Annotated in this window: 15 protein-coding genes; 8 read left to right on the forward strand and 7 right to left on the reverse strand. The window is 70.3% G+C overall.

All coding sequences use genetic code 11. The annotated features are described in order from the left end of the window. Positions 1 to 50: 50 nt before the first annotated feature. On the forward strand, positions 51 to 560 hold the full coding sequence (locus DIE04_RS08920; RefSeq protein ID WP_044844459.1) for a flavin reductase family protein: 510 nt from the start codon (positions 51 to 53) through the stop codon (positions 558 to 560). Here DIE04_RS08920 and DIE04_RS08925 read toward each other — a convergent pair. Continuing rightward, positions 547 to 1,047 carry an Lrp/AsnC family transcriptional regulator gene (locus DIE04_RS08925; protein WP_044844460.1) on the reverse strand — a complete coding sequence of 167 codons (501 nt, stop codon included), beginning with the start codon at positions 1,045 to 1,047 and terminating at the stop codon, positions 547 to 549. The two genes, DIE04_RS08920 and DIE04_RS08925, sit on opposite strands and share 14 nt — an antisense overlap. Before the next feature lie 130 nt (positions 1,048 to 1,177). Between DIE04_RS08925 and kynB the strand changes: the two genes are divergently transcribed. The 6 genes from kynB (at position 1,178) to DIE04_RS08955 (ending at position 8,832) form a co-directional block, all read left to right on the forward strand. Beyond that, positions 1,178 to 1,819: an arylformamidase gene (gene kynB, locus DIE04_RS08930; protein WP_124522983.1), complete on the forward strand. Its 642-nt coding sequence runs from the start codon at positions 1,178 to 1,180 to the stop codon at positions 1,817 to 1,819. A 55-nt stretch (positions 1,820 to 1,874) separates the two neighbouring features. Continuing rightward, positions 1,875 to 3,131, forward strand: a complete 1,257-nt coding sequence (kynU, locus tag DIE04_RS08935) for a kynureninase (protein ID WP_409333442.1) — start codon at positions 1,875 to 1,877, stop codon at positions 3,129 to 3,131. 92 nt (positions 3,132 to 3,223) lie between these two features. Then, the gene (gene kynA, locus DIE04_RS08940; RefSeq protein WP_044844544.1) at positions 3,224 to 4,150 is read left to right on the forward strand and encodes a tryptophan 2,3-dioxygenase; all 927 of its coding nucleotides are present in this window, start codon (positions 3,224 to 3,226) and stop codon (positions 4,148 to 4,150) included. 604 nt (positions 4,151 to 4,754) lie between these two features. Then, the gene (dalD, locus tag DIE04_RS08945; RefSeq protein WP_124522981.1) at positions 4,755 to 6,149 is read left to right on the forward strand and encodes a D-arabinitol 4-dehydrogenase; all 1,395 of its coding nucleotides are present in this window, start codon (positions 4,755 to 4,757) and stop codon (positions 6,147 to 6,149) included. A 127-nt stretch (positions 6,150 to 6,276) separates the two neighbouring features. Further along, a complete protein-coding gene (gene xylB, locus DIE04_RS08950) occupies positions 6,277 to 7,758 on the forward strand; it encodes a xylulokinase (protein WP_124522979.1) in 1,482 nt (493 codons plus the stop codon). Positions 7,759 to 7,875: 117 nt separating this feature from the next. Next, the gene (locus DIE04_RS08955; RefSeq protein ID WP_044844466.1) at positions 7,876 to 8,832 is read left to right on the forward strand and encodes a sugar-binding transcriptional regulator; all 957 of its coding nucleotides are present in this window, start codon (positions 7,876 to 7,878) and stop codon (positions 8,830 to 8,832) included. A 13-nt stretch (positions 8,833 to 8,845) separates the two neighbouring features. Here the strand turns inward: DIE04_RS08955 and DIE04_RS08960 are convergent, their stop codons facing one another. After that, entirely contained in the window at positions 8,846 to 10,084 is a 1,239-nt protein-coding gene (locus DIE04_RS08960) for an MFS transporter (protein ID WP_124522977.1), read from the reverse strand. Then, entirely contained in the window at positions 10,081 to 11,283 is a 1,203-nt protein-coding gene (locus DIE04_RS08965) for a serine hydrolase (protein WP_124522975.1), read from the reverse strand. The genes DIE04_RS08960 and DIE04_RS08965 overlap by 4 nt, the downstream gene beginning before the upstream one ends. A 113-nt stretch (positions 11,284 to 11,396) precedes the next feature. On the opposite strand from DIE04_RS08965, the gene DIE04_RS08970 reads away from it, so the two are divergent. Continuing rightward, positions 11,397 to 12,281 (forward strand): LysR family transcriptional regulator, encoded by an 885-nt coding sequence (locus DIE04_RS08970; protein WP_124522973.1) that lies wholly within the window; start codon positions 11,397 to 11,399, stop codon positions 12,279 to 12,281. A 13-nt stretch (positions 12,282 to 12,294) separates the two neighbouring features. Here the strand turns inward: DIE04_RS08970 and DIE04_RS08975 are convergent, their stop codons facing one another. From DIE04_RS08975 to DIE04_RS08990, 4 genes are all read right to left on the reverse strand, one after another. Next, the gene (locus DIE04_RS08975; RefSeq protein WP_124522971.1) at positions 12,295 to 13,404 is read right to left on the reverse strand and encodes an ABC transporter ATP-binding protein; all 1,110 of its coding nucleotides are present in this window, start codon (positions 13,402 to 13,404) and stop codon (positions 12,295 to 12,297) included. A gap of 62 nt (positions 13,405 to 13,466) precedes the next feature. Beyond that, the gene (locus DIE04_RS08980; RefSeq protein WP_124522969.1) at positions 13,467 to 14,195 is read right to left on the reverse strand and encodes an HAD family phosphatase; all 729 of its coding nucleotides are present in this window, start codon (positions 14,193 to 14,195) and stop codon (positions 13,467 to 13,469) included. Continuing rightward, entirely contained in the window at positions 14,192 to 15,043 is an 852-nt protein-coding gene (locus DIE04_RS08985) for a carbohydrate ABC transporter permease (protein WP_124486945.1), read from the reverse strand. The genes DIE04_RS08980 and DIE04_RS08985 overlap by 4 nt, the downstream gene beginning before the upstream one ends. Beyond that, a complete protein-coding gene (locus DIE04_RS08990; RefSeq protein WP_044844473.1) occupies positions 15,040 to 15,987 on the reverse strand; it encodes a carbohydrate ABC transporter permease in 948 nt (315 codons plus the stop codon). The genes DIE04_RS08985 and DIE04_RS08990 overlap by 4 nt, the downstream gene beginning before the upstream one ends. Positions 15,988 to 16,088: the final 101 nt, after the last annotated feature.

Consider the following 16,088-nt stretch of genomic DNA (forward strand, 5'->3'; position numbering starts at 1 on the left):
CGCACCCGCCGCGCGCCGCGCCTGTCCGTTTCGATCCGGATGGCCGCCCGATGAAGCATGCCACCCCGCCCGATTTCGACTCGGCCGCCTTTCGCCAGGCGCTCGGCCAGTTCGCGACCGGCGTCACGGTCATCACGACGCGTGCGCCGTCCGGGCAGTTGATCGGCATCACCGCGAGTTCGTTCAACTCGGTGTCGCTCGATCCGCCGCTCGTGCTGTGGAGCCTCGCGCACAAATCGGCGTCGACGCCGGTGTTCCGCAGCAACAGCCATTACGTGGTGAACGTGCTCGCGGCGTCGCAGCTCGACCTGTGCAAGCGCTTCTCGACCTACAAGGGCGACCGCTTCGAAGGGATCGCGCACGCGGCCGGCAACTCGGGCATGCCGGTGCTCGACGGTGCGCTCGCGTGGTTCGAATGCCACAACCGCAGCCGCTACGACGAAGGCGACCATGTGATCTTCGTCGGCGAAGTGGAACGCTGCGGCGTGCGTGCCGTGTCGGATGCCGCTCCGCCGCTCGTGTTCCACGGCGGCGGCTTCCACGGCCTCACACCGCTTTGATCGCCCCCATGCGCGCCAGCCCGACCGGCGCGCCCGCTTCGTCCTTCAGCGTCTGCAGCACGATGTTCGAACGGATGTCCATCACGCCCGGCGCCTTGTAGAGCCGGTTCAGCACGAAATCCGAATAGTGCTTGAGGTTGTGCGCGAGCACGCGCAGCAGGTAGTGGCTCTCGCCCGTCACGACGAACGCGCCGACCACCTCCGGCCATTCGCGCAGCGCCTCCGCGAAGCGCTCGTGCCATTGATTCTCTTCGTTGCGCATCGACACCTGCACGAACGCCTCGAGCTCGAAGCCGAGCTTCTCGCGGCTCAGGCACGCGCGATAGTGCTCGATCACGCCCTGCTCCTCGAGCAGGCGCATCCGGCGCAGACAGGCGGATGGCGAAAGCGAGATGCGTTCCGCCAGATCGAGATTGCTGATTCTGCCCTCTTCCTGCAGGACCGCCAGAATCCGGCAGTCGGTGGCATCGAGCGTGATCGCGTGCATTTTTGGTCCCCGTTTTCCCTCTGAGTCGAATTATCTGCCAATCGGGCGGATTGTCCATGTTTATTTCGCAAGCACTTTCTGCGAGTGTCCACCTATCATTCGAAGCATCGATTCACCGACTCGTCATGCCATGGACACACTCTGGGACATCTCGCCGCCCGTCAGCCCCGCCACCCCCGTGTGGCCGGGCGACACGCCGGTTTCCGTCGAACGCGTATGGCGGATGGAGGCCGGCTCGCCGGTCAACGTCGCGCGCCTGACGCTGTCGCCGCATACCGGCGCGCACTGCGACGCGCCGCTTCACTACGACGCCGACGGCGCGCCGATCGGCGCGGTGCCGCTCGACACCTATCTCGGCCCGTGCCGCGTGATCCACTGCATCGGCGCATCGCCGGTCGTGCGTCCGGCCGACCTCGAGGCCGCGCTCGCCGGCGTGCCGCCGCGCGTGCTGCTGCGCACCTATGCGCGCGCCAGCGTCGCGCAATGGGACAGCAGCTTCTGCGCGGTCGCGCCCGAGACCGTCGACCTGCTCGCCGCGCACGGCGTCAAGCTGATCGGCATCGATACGCCGTCGCTCGACCCGCAGGACTCGAAGACCATGGATGCGCATCACCGCGTGCGCGCGCACCGGATGGCGATCCTCGAAGGGATCGTGCTCGACGACGTGCCGCCCGGCGACTACGAGCTGATCGCGCTGCCGCTGAAATTCGCGACGCTCGACGCGAGCCCCGTGCGTGCGGTGCTGCGCGCGCTGCCCGGCCGGTCCTCCTGATTCATCCAACCATCGACCCGCGAACCACTCGTCCGCGAACTACTGACCCGACATCATGATCATCAAGACCCGTGAAGACGCGCTCGCCCTCGACCGCGACGACCCGCTCGCCGCGCTGCGCGACCAGTTCGCGCTGCCCGACGGCGTGATCTATCTCGACGGCAACTCGCTCGGCGCGCAGCCGCGCGCATCGGCCGCCCGCGCGCAACAGGTGATCGGCGCCGAATGGGGCGAAGGCCTGATCCGCAGCTGGAACACCGCCGGCTGGTTCGCGCTGCCGCGCCGCCTCGGCGACAAGCTCGCGACGCTGATCGGCGGCGCGCCCGGCGAAACCGTCGTGACCGACACCATCTCGATCAACCTGTTCAAGCTGCTGTCGGCGATGCTGCGCCACCAGGCCGAACGCGCGCCGGAGCGCCGCGTGATCGTGTCGGAGCGCTCGAACTTCCCGACCGACCTGTACATCGCGCAAGGGCTGATCGAACAGCTCGGCGGCGACTACGAGCTGCGCCTGATCGACGATCCGGCGGACCTGCCCGACGCGCTCGGCGCGGACACGGCCGTCGCGATGATCACGCACGTGAACTACCGCACCGGCTACATGCACGACATGCCGGCCGTCACGCAGCTCGTGCACGATGCGGGCGCGCTGATGCTGTGGGATCTCGCGCATTCGGCCGGCGCGGTGCCGGTCGACCTGAACGGCGCGCACGCGGACGGCGCGGTCGGCTGCACGTACAAGTACCTGAACGGCGGCCCCGGTTCGCCGGCCTTCGTGTGGGTGCCGCGGCGTCATCTCGCTCACTTCTCGCAGCCGCTGTCGGGCTGGTGGGGCCACCGCGCACCGTTCGCGATGCAGCCGGGCTTCGCGCCCGATCCGGGCATCGCGCGCTTCCTGTGCGGCACGCAGCCGATCGTGTCGATGTCGATGGTCGAATGCGGGCTCGACGTGTTCCTGCAGACCGACATGCACGCGATCCGCCGCAAGTCGCTCGCGCTGACCGACGCGTTCATCGCGCTCGTCGAAACGCGCTGCGCGGGCCTGTCGCTGAAGCTCGTCACGCCGCGCGCGCATCACCAGCGCGGCTCGCAGGCGAGCTTCGAGCATCCGCACGGCTACGAGGTGATGCAGGCGCTGATCGCGCGCGGCGTGATCGGCGACTACCGCGAGCCTTACGTGCTGCGCTTCGGTTTCACGCCGCTCTATACGCGCTTCGTCGACGTGTGGGATGCCGTCGAGACGCTGCGCGACATCCTCGCCACCGACGCGTGGAAGGCGCCCGAGTTCGCCGAGCGCGGCGCGGTGACCTGACCGCTTCCAGCCCGGCGCGCGCCGCCGCGACGTGCGGATTGCGCGCCGCGCCCCGTCATTCAAATCTGGAGAAAGTCGTGAATTCTGGTCATATTCAGCCACCCGGCGACGACGCGCCGGCGGGCTGCCCGTTCTCGGGCGCACGCGCGGCCCAACCGGCTCATGAAGCGCCGCACGTGCCTGGCGAAGCCACCGCTCAAGCCGGCTGGCACGATGCGCAGCTCGATTTCTCGAAGTCGATGAGCTACGGCGACTACCTGTCGCTGAACGCGATCCTCGACGCGCAGCATCCGCTGTCGCCCGATCACAACGAGATGCTGTTCATCATCCAGCATCAGACGAGCGAGCTGTGGATGAAGCTCGCGCTGTTCGAGCTGCGCGGCGCGCTCGACGCGGTGCGCGGCGACGCGCTGCCGCCCGCGTTCAAGATGCTCGCGCGCGTGTCGCGGATCCTCGAGCAACTCGTGCAGGCGTGGAACGTGCTGTCGACGATGACGCCGTCCGAGTATTCGGCGATGCGGCCGTATCTCGGCCAGTCGTCGGGCTTCCAGTCGTACCAGTACCGGCAGCTCGAATTCCTGCTCGGCAACAAGAACGTGCAGATGCTGCAGCCGCATGCGCACCGGCCCGACATCCTCGAACAGGTGCGCGCGACGCTCGAGGCGCCGTCGTTCTACGACGAAGTCGTGCGCCTGCTCGCGCGGCGCGGTTTCCCGATCGCGCCCGAACGGCTCGAGCGCGACTGGACGCAGCCGATGCGTCACGACGAAACGGTCGAGGCCGCGTGGCTCGAGGTCTATCGTCACCCGCAGCAGCACTGGGAGCTCTACGAGATGGCCGAGGAACTCGTCGATCTCGAGGATGCGTTCCGCCAGTGGCGCTTCCGTCACGTGACGACCGTCGAGCGCATCATCGGCTTCAAGCAGGGCACCGGCGGCACGAGCGGCGCGCCGTATCTGCGCAAGATGCTCGACGTCGTGCTGTTCCCCGAGCTCTGGCACGTGCGCACCACGCTGTAACGCACGCCTCGCGCCCGCGCGTCACGACGACGTGCGGGCCGGCGCCTCCCCTTCGCGCGGCAACGCGCGTTCGTGTGCACGCCGCGGAATGTGCCGCCGCAGCCGGCGCCGCCGGCTCGCGCAAGGGCCGGGCACGCACGGGATCGGCCTCGCGCCGTCCGCGTGCGGGATCCGATGCCGACGCGGTCGCCGCGTTTCCGACGGGCCGACGGGCCGACATATCGACGTGCCGACGAGCCGACGAGCCGACGAGCCACCGGGACGATCGCCGGCATATCGCCATATCGTTGCGGCGCCGCACCATCCGCTACTCACGCTCACCGTGTTCCGACGCGTCACGGCACCCTGCCGGGGCGGCCAGCACGCTCGCTGCCCGACGAACTCGTCGCATCGATGCGCGACGGACGCTGACGCCTTCCGCCTTCCGCCTTCCGCCTTCCGCCTTCCGCCCCCGCTTCCGCCCCGCCCACGCGCCGCCGCAGCGCACCATCGAAATGCCGCGCCCGCGCCTTGACTTTCGCTCGCCCGAATACGATCATTCGCTCACATAAAGAGCAAATGATCGTATTCGACAGGAAAGACTGGCACGAACAGGAGACACCGGATGAGCGAATCGCCCTCCGCCCACGCGCCCGTGCTGCTGCACATCGGCGCAGGCTCGTTCCACCGCGCGCACCAGGCGTGGTATCTGCACCGCGTGAACGCGGCCGTGCCGGCCGACGAACGCTGGTCGCTGACCGTCGGCAACATCCGCGACGACATGCGCGCGACGATGGACGCGCTCGCCGCGCAGCACGGCGCCTACACGCTCGAAACCGTCACGCCGCAGGGCGAGCGCGCGTACGAGACGGTCCGCGCGATCTCGCGCGTGCTGCCGTGGTCGATCGATCTCGCCGCGCTGATCGACGCCGGCGCCGACCCGGCGTGCCGGATCGTGTCGTTCACCGTCACCGAAGGCGGCTACTACCTCAACGAACACAACCGGCTCGACCTCGCGAACGCCGATCTCGCGGCCGACCTGCAGGGCGCGCGCACGACGCTGTACGGCGCGCTCGCGGCGCTGCTCGCCGAACGCGCGAAACGCGGCGCGGGCCCGCTCACACTGCAGAGCTGCGACAACCTGCGCAACAACGGCGCGCGCTTTCGCGCGGGCATGCGTGAATTCCTCGAGCGGCGCGGCGAGACCGATCTGCTCGCGTGGTTCGATGCGAACGTCGCGACACCGAGCGCGATGGTCGACCGCATCACGCCGCGCCCGACCGCCGACGTGCGCGAACGGGTGCGCGCGGCAACCGGCGTCGACGACGCGTGTCCGGTGATGGGCGAGTCGTTCATCCAGTGGGTGATCGAGGACCGCTTCGCGGCGGGCCGGCCGCGCTGGGAGCTGGCCGGCGCGGAACTGGTCGACGACGTGCATCCGTACGAGGAAGCGAAGATCCGCATCCTCAACGCGACGCACAGCTGCATCGCGTGGGCCGGCACGCTCGCGGGCCACACGTACATCCACGAAGGCACGCACGACGCGGCGATCCGCCGCTTCGCGCACGACTACGTGACGCAGGACGTGATCCCGTGTCTCAGCCCGAGCCCGCTCGACCTCGAACGCTACCGCGACGTCGTGCTCGAACGGTTCGGCAATCCGTACGTGCTGGACACGAACCAGCGCGTCGCGGCCGACGGCTTCTCGAAGATTCCCGGCTTCATCGCGCCGACGCTCGCCGAATCGCTCGCTCGCGGCGCGGCGCCGGTCGCCACCGCGGTGCTGCCGGCGCTGTTCCTGCGCTTTCTCGAACGCTGGGCGCGCGGCTTGCTGCCGTATGCGTACCAGGACGGCGTGATGGACGACGGCGCCGCGCGGGCGATCGTCGAGGCCGACGACCCGGTCGTCGCGTTGTGCGCGAGCCGCGCGCTGTGGGGCTCGCTCGCCGGCAACGCGGCGTTGTTCGACGCGCTGCGCGCCGGGCTCGCACGCGTCGACGCATGGCTCGCGCAGCGCTGACGCATGGCGGCCCGCGGCCTCGCAGCCGGCCGCCCGCGAGCGGCCGCGCATCCGGGCGAACCTGCGTTGGCAGGCGCGCGCGCGTGCGGCTAAAGTAGCGGCTCCTCACTGACGGAACGGATCGCTCATGTATCTCGGCATCGACCTCGGCACCTCGGAAGTGAAGGTGCTGCTGCTTGCTCCGGACGGCACCGTGGTCGGCACCGCCGGCACGCCGTTCAGCGTGTCGCGGCCGCACCCGCGCTGGGCGGAACAGCATCCGGACGACTGGTGGCAAGGCACGCTCGCCGCGCTCGCGGCGCTGCGCGAACGGCATCCGCAGGCCTTCGCGCAGGTGCGCGGGATCGGCCTGTCGGGCCAGATGCACGGCGCGGTGCTGCTCGGCCGCGACGACCGCGTGCTGCGCCCCGCGATCCTGTGGAACGACATGCGCAGCGCCGACGAATGCGCGCTGCTCACCGAACGCGCGCCCGATCTCCACGCGCTGGCCGGCAACCTCGCGATGCCCGGCTTCACCGCGCCGAAACTGCTGTGGGTCGCGAAGCACGAACCCGACGTGTTTGCCGCAACGGCCTGCGTGCTGATGCCGAAGGACTACCTGCGCTTCCGGCTCACCGGCGCGAAGGTGTCCGATCCGTCCGACGCGGCCGGCACGTTGTGGCTCGACGTCGCGCGCCGCGACTGGTCCGACGCGCTGCTCGCCGCGTGCGACATGACGCGCGACCAGATGCCGCGCATCGTCGAAGGCAACGCGCCGTCCGGCACGCTGCGCGCCGACGTCGCGCGCGAACTCGGGCTGTCGGAGGCCGTCGTGGTGGCGGGCGGCGGCGGCGACAACGCGACGAGCGCGCTCGGCATCGGCGCGATCCACGCGGGCGACGGCTTCGTGTCGCTCGGCACGTCGGGCGTGCTGAGCGTGGTCGGCGACCGCTTCATGCCGAATCCGGCGTCGGCCGTGCATGCGTTCTGCCACGCGATTCCCGATCGCTGGCAACTGATGAGCGTCGTGCTGTCGGCCGCGAGTTGCCTGCGCTGGGTCTGCAAGCTGACGGGCACCGACGAGCCGGCGCTGCTCGCCGAAATCGCGGCGCTCGACGCGGACGCACTCGCGACGGCGCCGCTGTTCCTGCCCTACCTGTCCGGCGAACGCACGCCGCACAACGATCCGTATGCGCAGGGCGTGTTCTTCGGGATGACGCATGCGACCGAGCGCGCGCATCTCGGCTACGCGGTGCTCGAAGGCGTGACGCTCGGCCTCGCGGACGGCCTCGACGCGCTGCACGCGGCCGGCGTCGAAACCGACCGGCTGTCGCTGATCGGCGGCGGCGCGCGCAGCGCGTTCTGGGCGCAGCTGATCGCCGACGCGCTGGACGTGCGCACCTGCCAGCACGGCGGCGGCGAAACGGGTGCGGCACTCGGCGCCGCGCGGCTGGGCTGGCTCGCCGTCGGCGGCGATCCGCAAGTCGTGCTGACCAAGCCGCCGGTGCGCGCCGAATACGTGCCCGACGCCGCGCGTCATGCGCTGCTGCGCGAGCGCCTCGACGCGTTCCGCGCGCTGTATCGCCACGTGCGCCCGCTTTACGAACCGTCGCGCGCGCGGCTCGCGTAGGCGGCGACGCAGGGCGGCCGTCGGCCGCACGCCGCGCATGCGTTACAGTGGATGCCATTGCGCCGCCCGACGGCCGGTCCGCGGGCGGCCCCCCCAGATCCGAACCGAACCGCTATCTTGTCCAAGTCCTCAGAAAAACTCGATCTCGCCACGCGTGCCGCGTGGCTCTACTACGTCGCGGGCGACACGCAGAACGAAATCGCCGAGAAGCTGCAGGTGTCGCGCCCGGTCGCGCAGCGCCTCGTCGCGTTCGCGGTCGAGAAGAACCTGATCCGCGTGCGCGTCGATCACCAGCTCGCCGACTGCCTCGAGCTCGGCGCGCAGCTGTCGAAACGCTACGGGCTCACGATGTGCGAAGTCGTGCCCGTCGATGCCGATGCGGCCGAAGCGATCGACCGCAAGCTCGCGGTCGCCGGCGCGCAGGTGATGGAGCGCTACCTGAACGAGACGCGCCCGATGGTGATCGCCGTCAGCAGCGGCCGGACGCTGAAGGCGGCGGTCGCGCAGATCGCGCAGATCGAGCGGCCGCAGCACCGGCTCGTGTCGATGGTCGGCGCGATCGCGGCCGACGGCTCGTCGAACCGCTACGACGTCGCGCAGTACATCTCCGAGAAGACCGGCGGCAAGCACTTCCTGCTGCCCGCGCCGCTGTTCGCCGACAGCGACGCCGAGCGCGCGCAATGGTGCAATCACCGGCTGTACCGGATCGTCGACGCGCTGTCGGCGCAGGCCGACGTCGCGTTCGTCGGGATCGGCAACATCGGCCCGCACTGCCCGCTCTACGAGGACGGCTTCATCACCGAACAGGAACGCGACGAGATGACCGCGCTCGGCGCGGTGGCCGAACTGCTCGGCGTGCCGATCGATGCGCAGGGCCGGCTCGTCGACGTGTCGACGAGCGCGCGCGTGACGAGCGTCGCGCTCGACGCGCCGCCGAAGCGCCCGACGATCGCGTTCGCGGGCGGCCCGAAGAAGCGCGACGCGGTGATCGCCGCGCTGCGCGGCGGCTGGCTGTCGGGGCTCGTCACCGACGAAACCTGCGCACGCGCGGCGCTCGACGCGAAGGCGGCCTGACGCCGCCGCACGCTCACGCGGCCGCGCGCGGCGCCGGAAACGCATGCCGGCGCGCGCACCATGCGCCGAGCCACGCCGCCGCCAGCAGCGCGACCAGCACCCACGGAATCGCGCCCGCGCCCGTCGCGCCGAGCAGCATCCCGCCCGCGATGCCGCCGCCCGCGATCGCGAGGTTCCACACCGTCACGAGCATCGACTGCGCGACGTCGGCCGCATCGCCCGCCGCGTTCGCGGTGGCCGTCTGGAACAGCGTCGGCGCGCCGCCGAACGCGAGCCCCCACAGCGCGACACCCGCATAAACGATCGTCATCCCGGACCCGGCACCGAGCATCGCCGCCGCAAGCGCGAACAGCGCGATGCTCGCGAGCGTCAGCCGCCGCTGCGCGGCGCCGATCCATGCGCCCGTCAGCGCGATGCCGACCAGCGACGCGATACCGAACACGAACAGCACCGCATCGACCTGCGCGCCCATCCGCACGCCGGCAAGGAACGGCGCGACGTACGTGTACAGCATGTTGTGCGCGAGCACATAGGCGAACATCACGACCAGCACCGGCCGCACGCCGGGCAGTGCGATCACGCCGAGCACCGGCTCGCGGGCGCCGGCGGGCTGCCCCGGATAGTCGGGCACGCGCAGCCGGATCCAGCCGATCAGCGCGAGCGCCGCGACCGTGATGCCCGCGAACGCGATGCGCCAGCCGAACATCGCGCCGAGCGCGGTGCCGGCCGGGATGCCGATCGACATCGCGACCGGCGCGCCGAGCATCGCGACCGCGATCGCCCGGCCGCGCAGCGATGCGTCGACCATCCGGCTCGCATAGCCGGCCAGGAGCGCCCACAACAGCCCGGCCGACATGCCCGCGACGAAGCGCGCGGCGAGCGTGAGCGCGTAATACGGCGACGCTGCCGTCAACGCATTCGACACGACGAACCCCGCAAGCGCCGCGAGCAGCAGCCGGCGCCTGCGCATCGCGCGCGTCGCGGCGACGAGCGGGATCGCCGCGACGATCGAGCCGAGCGCGTAGACGGTCACGAGCTGGCCGATCAACGCCTCGGTCACGCGCAGGTCGATGCTCATCAACGGGAGCAAGCCGGCCGGCAACGCTTCGGTGAGGATCGTGATGAACCCGGCGGTGGCGAGCGCCAGCAGGTTCGCGACCGGCAGGCGTTCGCGCACCGGTGCGGACAGACCGGACGCCGGGTCGGCGACGCGGTCGGAAGCGCGGTCGGGAACGGATACGCACCCGCTCATGCCGCGCTCCGGTCGTCGACGCCATACACCGCGTCGCGCACGTCGGTGACGACACGCCCGTGCATCCCTTCGTACAACGTATTGGTCAGCGCGACGACCGTCAGCCCGGCCGCGCGGTCGACGAACCACGCATGCCCGTACGCACCGCCCCAGCGCCACGTGCCGACCGACTCCGGCGACTGCGCGGCCGCCGGATCGCGCAGCACCGAAAAACCGAGCCCGAAACCGAATCCCGGCGCGTCCGGCAGGTCGTGCGCGCCCGGCTGCACGCGCGCCATCTCGTCGATCCAGCGGCGCGCGAGCCAGCCGTCGCGGCCGGTGCGCAACGCATCGAGCAGCGTCATGCAGTCCAGCGCGGTGCCCACCATTCCCGCGCCGCCCGACGGCCACGCGGCCGCGTCGAACGCGCGCGCCGGCGCGAAGCGGATGCCGACCGTGCCGTCGTACACCGGCGCGAGATCGTCGTCGGCCATCCGGCGCGGCGCGCCCGGCGTGCTGACGTACGGCGTCGCGAAGCGCGCGGCGTCATTCGAGTAGAACGCGGTGTCGGTCATCCCGAGCGGCGTCGTGACGAGCGCGGCCACGGCTTCGGCGAGCGGCCGGCCGTCGACCGCCTCGATCAGCGCGCCGACCACGTCGGTCGCGAGCGAGTAGTCCCACGACGTGCCGGGCGCGAACCGCAGCGGCACGCCGGCGATGCGCCGCACGTTCTCCGCGAGCGACAGGTCCGCGCGGTCCATCCCGTCGGACACGCCGGCACGCGCATACGGGCCGTCGGCGTCGGCTTCGAGGAAGCGGTAGCCGAGCCCGGCCGTATGCGACAGCAGATGACGCAACGTGATGTCGGCCGGCGTGCCGTCGGGCAGCGTCGGCCGGAACGCGGGCAACCAGCGCGCGACCGGCTCGTCGAGCCCGATGCGCCCCGCCGCGACCAGCCGCATCGCGGCGGCCGTCACGATCGGCTTCGACACCGATGCGAGCCGGAACAGCGTGTCCTCCCGCATCGGCGAGCCGGCCTCGCGATCGGCCAGACCGGCCGCGCGCGCATAGCGAAGTTGGCCGTGGCGGGCGACCAGCACGACCGCGCCGACCACGCGCGCATCGGCCAGCGCGCGATCGAGCGCGGCGTCGAGGCGCTCGGGCAGCGCGGCGTCGGCATCCGGTTCGGCGCGGTGGGCGGTGACAGGCAGGGATGACATGGCGTGACCTCGAACAGTGAAGGAACGCCCATCGTAGGGAGCCGGCGCGAGAAGAAAAACCGGGTTAGAGTTCCGGACACTCCGGACATCGATGTCCGCAATCGAGAACCAGCATGGAAAATCTTGGCGGCTTCGTCGTGTTCGTCCAGGTCGCGGAAACGCGCAGTTTCGTCGCGGCCGGCCGCGCGCTCGGGCTGTCGGCGTCGGCGATCGGCAAGCGCATCGCGCGGCTCGAGGCGCGGCTGAACGTAAGGCTCTTTCACCGCAGCACGCGCAGCATCACGCTGACCGCGGAAGGCACGCGCTTCCTGGAACGGTGCCGACGCGTGATCGCCGAGATCGACGCGGCCGAGCAGGAACTGACGCACAGCGCCGAAGCGCCGCGCGGGCGCCTGCGCGTGAGCCTGCCGACGATCGGCACGCTGCTGCTGCCGCTGCTCGCCGATTTCATGGCCGCATATCCGGAGATCGAACTCGACATCGATTTCAGCGACCGCCTCGTCGACGTCGTCGAGGAAGGCTTCGACGCGGTGCTGCGCACCGGCCAGCCGACGGATTCGCGGCTGTCGTCGCGGCTGCTCCGCCATTTCCGCCAGCACCTCGTCGCGTCGCCCGACTACCTCGCGCGGCACGGCACGCCGCGCACGCCGGCCGATCTCGCGCAGCATCGCTGCCTGCACTACCGCTTTCCGAGCAGCGGCAAGCTCGAGACTTGGCCGCTGCGCGTGCCGCATGCGAGTACGCCGCCCGAGGTGCCGGTCGCGATGGTCAGCAACAGCGCGGAAGCGCGCCTGTGCTTCACGCTGCGCGGGCTCGGCATCGCGTGCCTGCCCGAGTTCTTCGTGCGCGACGCGCTCGACGACGGCACGTTGTGCGCGGTGCTCGACGAACACGTCGCGAGCTGCACGCCGATCTACGTCCTGTGGCCGTCAGGCCGCCATCCGACGCCGAAACTGCGTGCCTTCGTCGATTACATGGCCGACCACCTGCGGCTCTGACCGGCGCGCGCCCTCACGCCGCCTTCGCGTGCGCGCTCAAGCGCCGGAACGCCTGGCCTTGCTCGTCGAACAGGTGGCAGTGCTCGGCCTGCGCATGCACGTGCAGCGCCTCGCCGGTGCGGTACATGTCGAGCGGCGGAATCCGCGCGATCAGCCCGTCCGGCGCGACCGCCGACTCCGCATACAGGTACGCGGCATCGCCGAGCGATTCGACGGCCATCGTCCGCGCGGCCACGCCGGTCTCCGCCTGCCCCACCATCAGATGCTCGGGCCGCACGCCGACGGTCACCGCCGCGCCGCGCAGCAGCCCGGCCGCCTCGACCGCGACGCGCTGCGTCTCGCCGCTGCCGAAGCGCACCAGCACGCCGGCCGCGTCGACCGACTCGACGGTGCCTTTCAGGAAGTTCATCTTCGGCGAGCCGATGAAGCCCGCGACGAACTGGTTGGCCGGCGCGTGGTACAGCGCGTTCGGCGTGCCGACCTGCTGCACCGCGCCGCCCGACAGCACGACGATCTTGTCGGCGAGCGTCATCGCCTCGACCTGGTCGTGCGTCACGTAGATCATCGTGGTCTTCAGCTCGTCGTGCAGCCGCGCGAATTCCAGCCGCATCTTCACGCGCAGCGCCGCGTCGAGGTTCGACAACGGCTCGTCGAACAGGAACACCTTCGGCTTGCGCGTGATCGCGCGGCCGATCGCGACGCGCTGCCGCTGGCCGCCCGACAGCTGCTTCGGCTTGCGGTCGAGCAGGTGGTCGATGTGCAGGATCTTCGCGGCCTGCTTCACCGCCTGGTCGATCTCGGGCTTCTTCGCGCCGGCGAGCTTCAGGCCGAACGCCATGTTGTCGTACAGCGTCATGTGCGGGTACAGCGCATACGACTGGAACACCATCGCGATGCCGCGCTTGGCGCTCGGCACGTCGTTGACCTTCGCGCCGTCGATCAGCAGCTCGCCGCTCGAGATGTCCTCGAGCCCGGCGATCATCCGCATCAGCGTGGATTTGCCGCAGCCGCTCGGCCCGACGAACACGACGAATTCGCCGTCGGCGATGTCGAGGTTCACGTTGCGCAGCACTTCGGTGTCGTCGTAGCGCTTCGCGATGTTGCGCAGGAGCACGCTTGCCATGGTCTGTCTCCGTTCGTTCGTGATGCGCCGCGTTGAAGGCGGCGCGCATTCGTTCCTGGTTGCTAGCCCGGCAGCACCGCGCCAGTCGCCTGCCAGCGCGCGACGTAGCCGGGCAGCTCGTGCATGTCGTCGAATACGTGACGCGCGCCGATCCCGCGCAACGCGTCGATCTGCGCGGCCGACGCATGCCCGCCGCCGACGAAGCCGAGCACGGTCATGCCGGCCGCGGCGGCCGCGGTGATGCCGGTCACGCTGTCCTCGACGACGAGGCACTGCGCGGGCACCGCGCCGAGCGCACGCGCGGCCGCGAGATACACGTCGGGCGCCGGCTTCGGCCTCGCCACGGCGTCCGCGCAGAACAGCCGGTCGCCGAAGAAGCGCGCGAGGCCGGTGCGCGCGAGCGCCGCCTCGACGTACGCGCGGTAGCTGTTGCTCGCGCACGCGGTCGTCAGGTTGAGCGCCGCGAGGGCCTTGTCGATGCCGTCGACCATCGGCGCGTTGACGGCCGCCGCCTCGACCGCGCGGCGGATCGCGTCGACGTCGCCGGCCGACAGCGTGCGGCCGACGGCCTCGCCCGCGCCGGCCAGCACGCGCTCGATGCGCAGCCCGAGCAGCGGCATCACCGCCGGCCGCGCGTCGACACCCGGCCAGCGCGCATCGAGCTCGCGCACGATCACGTCGGCGGCGACGGCCTCGCTGTCGATCAGCACGCCGTCGCAGTCGCAGATCAGCACGTTCATCCCGTGACCGAACGCGCGTTCGCCGGCCGCACCTTCGCCGGTAGCGCTCATTTGACCGCCCCGAACGTGAGCCCGCGCACGAGCTGCTTCTGCGACAGCCAGCCGACGATCAGGATCGGCGCGACCGCGAGCAGGGAAGCCGCGGACAGCTTCGCCCAGAACAGCCCCTCGGGGCTCGAGTACGACGCGATGAACACGGTCAGCGGCGCGGCGTTCGAGCTCGACAGGTTGATGCTCCAGAACGCCTCGTTCCACGACAGGATCACGAGCAGCAGCGCGGTGGACGCGAGCCCCGGCAGCGCCATCGGCATCAGCAGGTAGACGATCTCCTGCCACGTCGACGCGCCGTCGATGCGCCCCGCTTCGAGGATGTCCTTCGGGATCTCGTTGAAGTACGTGAAGGTCATCCACACCGCGATCGGCAGGTTGATCAGCGTGTACACGATCACGAGGCCCGACACGGTATCGAGCAGCCCCGCGTTCTTCCACAGCAGGTAGATCGGCACGAGCACGCCGACCGACGGCATCATCTTGGTCGACAGCATCCACAGCAGCACCTTCTGCGTGCGGTGGTTCGGGAAGAACGCCATCGCGTAGGCCGCCGGCACCGCGAGCAGCAGCGAGATCACCGTGACGCCGGCCGAGATCAGCACCGAGTTCCACGCGAACGAGAAGTAGTTGCTGCGCGCGAACACCTCGCGGAAGCTGTCGAGCGTCGGCATGAAGAACAGCGTCGACGCATACGCCTGCTGCTCGGTCTTGAACGCGGTGATCGCCATCCAGAAGATCGGGAAGAACAGCAGCAGCGCGAGCAGCCACGCGAGCGCACCGGGCAGCGCGCGCCGCACGAGGTCGAATGCAGCCGGCGCGCGCCGGCCTTCCAAAGTCAGGTCGCTCATTTCTCGTACTCCCCCTTCAGGTTGCGCGCGAGCATCCGCACCAGGAAGAACGACACGACGTTCGCGACCACGACGGCGATGATCCCCCCCGCGGATGCGAGGCCGACGTCGAACTGCTGCAGGCCGAGCGCATAGATCAGGTACGACAGGTTGGTCGTCGCATCGCCCGGGCCGCCGCCCGTCGTCGTGTAGATCTCCGCGAAGATCGACAGCAGGAAGATCGTCTCCATCATCACGACCACGGCGATCGCGCGCTTCAGGTGCGGCAGCGTGATGTAGAAAAACATCGCGATCGGGCCCGCGCCGTCGATGCGCGCGGCTTCCTTCTGCTCCTGGTCGAGCGACTGGATCGCGGTGAACAGGATCAGGAACGCGAACGGCAGCCACTGCCACGCGACGATGATGATCACGGCGGTGAGCGGGTAATCGGCGAACCAGTCGATCGGCGTCATCCCGAGCGCGCGCATCGCGTTCGCGACGAGCCCGTACACCGGATGCAGGATCATGTTCTTCCAGATCAGCGCGGCGACCGTCGGCATCACGAAGAACGGCGCGATCGCGAGCAGGCGGGCCACGCCCTGCCCGTAGAACTTGCGGTCGAACAGCACGGCCATCAGCACGCCGCCGACCACGGTGATCGCGAGCACCGCGCCGATCAGCACGAGCGTGTGCCAGATCGCGGGCAGGAACGACGGATCGGTCGCGAGGAAGCGGTAGTTGTCGATCCCGGCGAAGCCCTTCACGTCCGGGTTCAGCAGGTTGTAGCGCGAGAACGAATACCAGATCGTCATCGCGAGCGGGATCGACATCCACAGCAGCAGCACCGCGACGGACGGCGACACGAGCCAGCTGGCGCCGCCGCGCGCGCGGCGCGGCGCGCCCGGCGGCGACGATGCATCGCCGACCGGCGACGCGTGGCTCAGGGGAAGACGCAAATGACGCATGATCGGAGTCCCTCCGGTTGAGACGCGGGCACGAACGGGCGGCCCGCCTTTCTGCATCGGCGACGCGCACCGTGCGCGGCGGCGCGCACGGTGCCAGCCGC

The organism is Burkholderia sp. Bp8994, from assembly GCF_003853805.1.
Taxonomy (GTDB): Bacteria; Pseudomonadota; Gammaproteobacteria; order Burkholderiales; family Burkholderiaceae; genus Burkholderia.

Excerpts from the sequence above, each read along its gene's own strand:
- kynB (WP_124522983.1), top strand. The coding sequence starts at position 1,178 with ATGGACACACTCTGGGACATCTCGCCGCCCGTCAGCCCCGCCACCCCC.
- DIE04_RS08925 (WP_044844460.1), bottom strand. The coding sequence starts at position 1,047 with ATGCACGCGATCACGCTCGATGCCACCGACTGCCGGATTCTGGCGGTC.
- DIE04_RS08970 (WP_124522973.1), top strand. The coding sequence starts at position 11,397 with ATGGAAAATCTTGGCGGCTTCGTCGTGTTCGTCCAGGTCGCGGAAACG.
- DIE04_RS08975 (WP_124522971.1), bottom strand. The coding sequence starts at position 13,404 with ATGGCAAGCGTGCTCCTGCGCAACATCGCGAAGCGCTACGACGACACC.
- xylB (WP_124522979.1), top strand. The coding sequence starts at position 6,277 with ATGTATCTCGGCATCGACCTCGGCACCTCGGAAGTGAAGGTGCTGCTG.
- DIE04_RS08980 (WP_124522969.1), bottom strand. The coding sequence starts at position 14,195 with ATGAGCGCTACCGGCGAAGGTGCGGCCGGCGAACGCGCGTTCGGTCAC.
- DIE04_RS08965 (WP_124522975.1), bottom strand. The coding sequence starts at position 11,283 with ATGTCATCCCTGCCTGTCACCGCCCACCGCGCCGAACCGGATGCCGAC.
- DIE04_RS08985 (WP_124486945.1), bottom strand. The coding sequence starts at position 15,043 with ATGAGCGACCTGACTTTGGAAGGCCGGCGCGCGCCGGCTGCATTCGAC.
- DIE04_RS08920 (WP_044844459.1), top strand. The coding sequence starts at position 51 with ATGAAGCATGCCACCCCGCCCGATTTCGACTCGGCCGCCTTTCGCCAG.
- kynU (WP_409333442.1), top strand. The coding sequence starts at position 1,875 with ATGATCATCAAGACCCGTGAAGACGCGCTCGCCCTCGACCGCGACGAC.
- DIE04_RS08990 (WP_044844473.1), bottom strand. The coding sequence starts at position 15,987 with ATGCGTCATTTGCGTCTTCCCCTGAGCCACGCGTCGCCGGTCGGCGAT.
- dalD (WP_124522981.1), top strand. The coding sequence starts at position 4,755 with ATGAGCGAATCGCCCTCCGCCCACGCGCCCGTGCTGCTGCACATCGGC.
- DIE04_RS08960 (WP_124522977.1), bottom strand. The coding sequence starts at position 10,084 with ATGAGCGGGTGCGTATCCGTTCCCGACCGCGCTTCCGACCGCGTCGCC.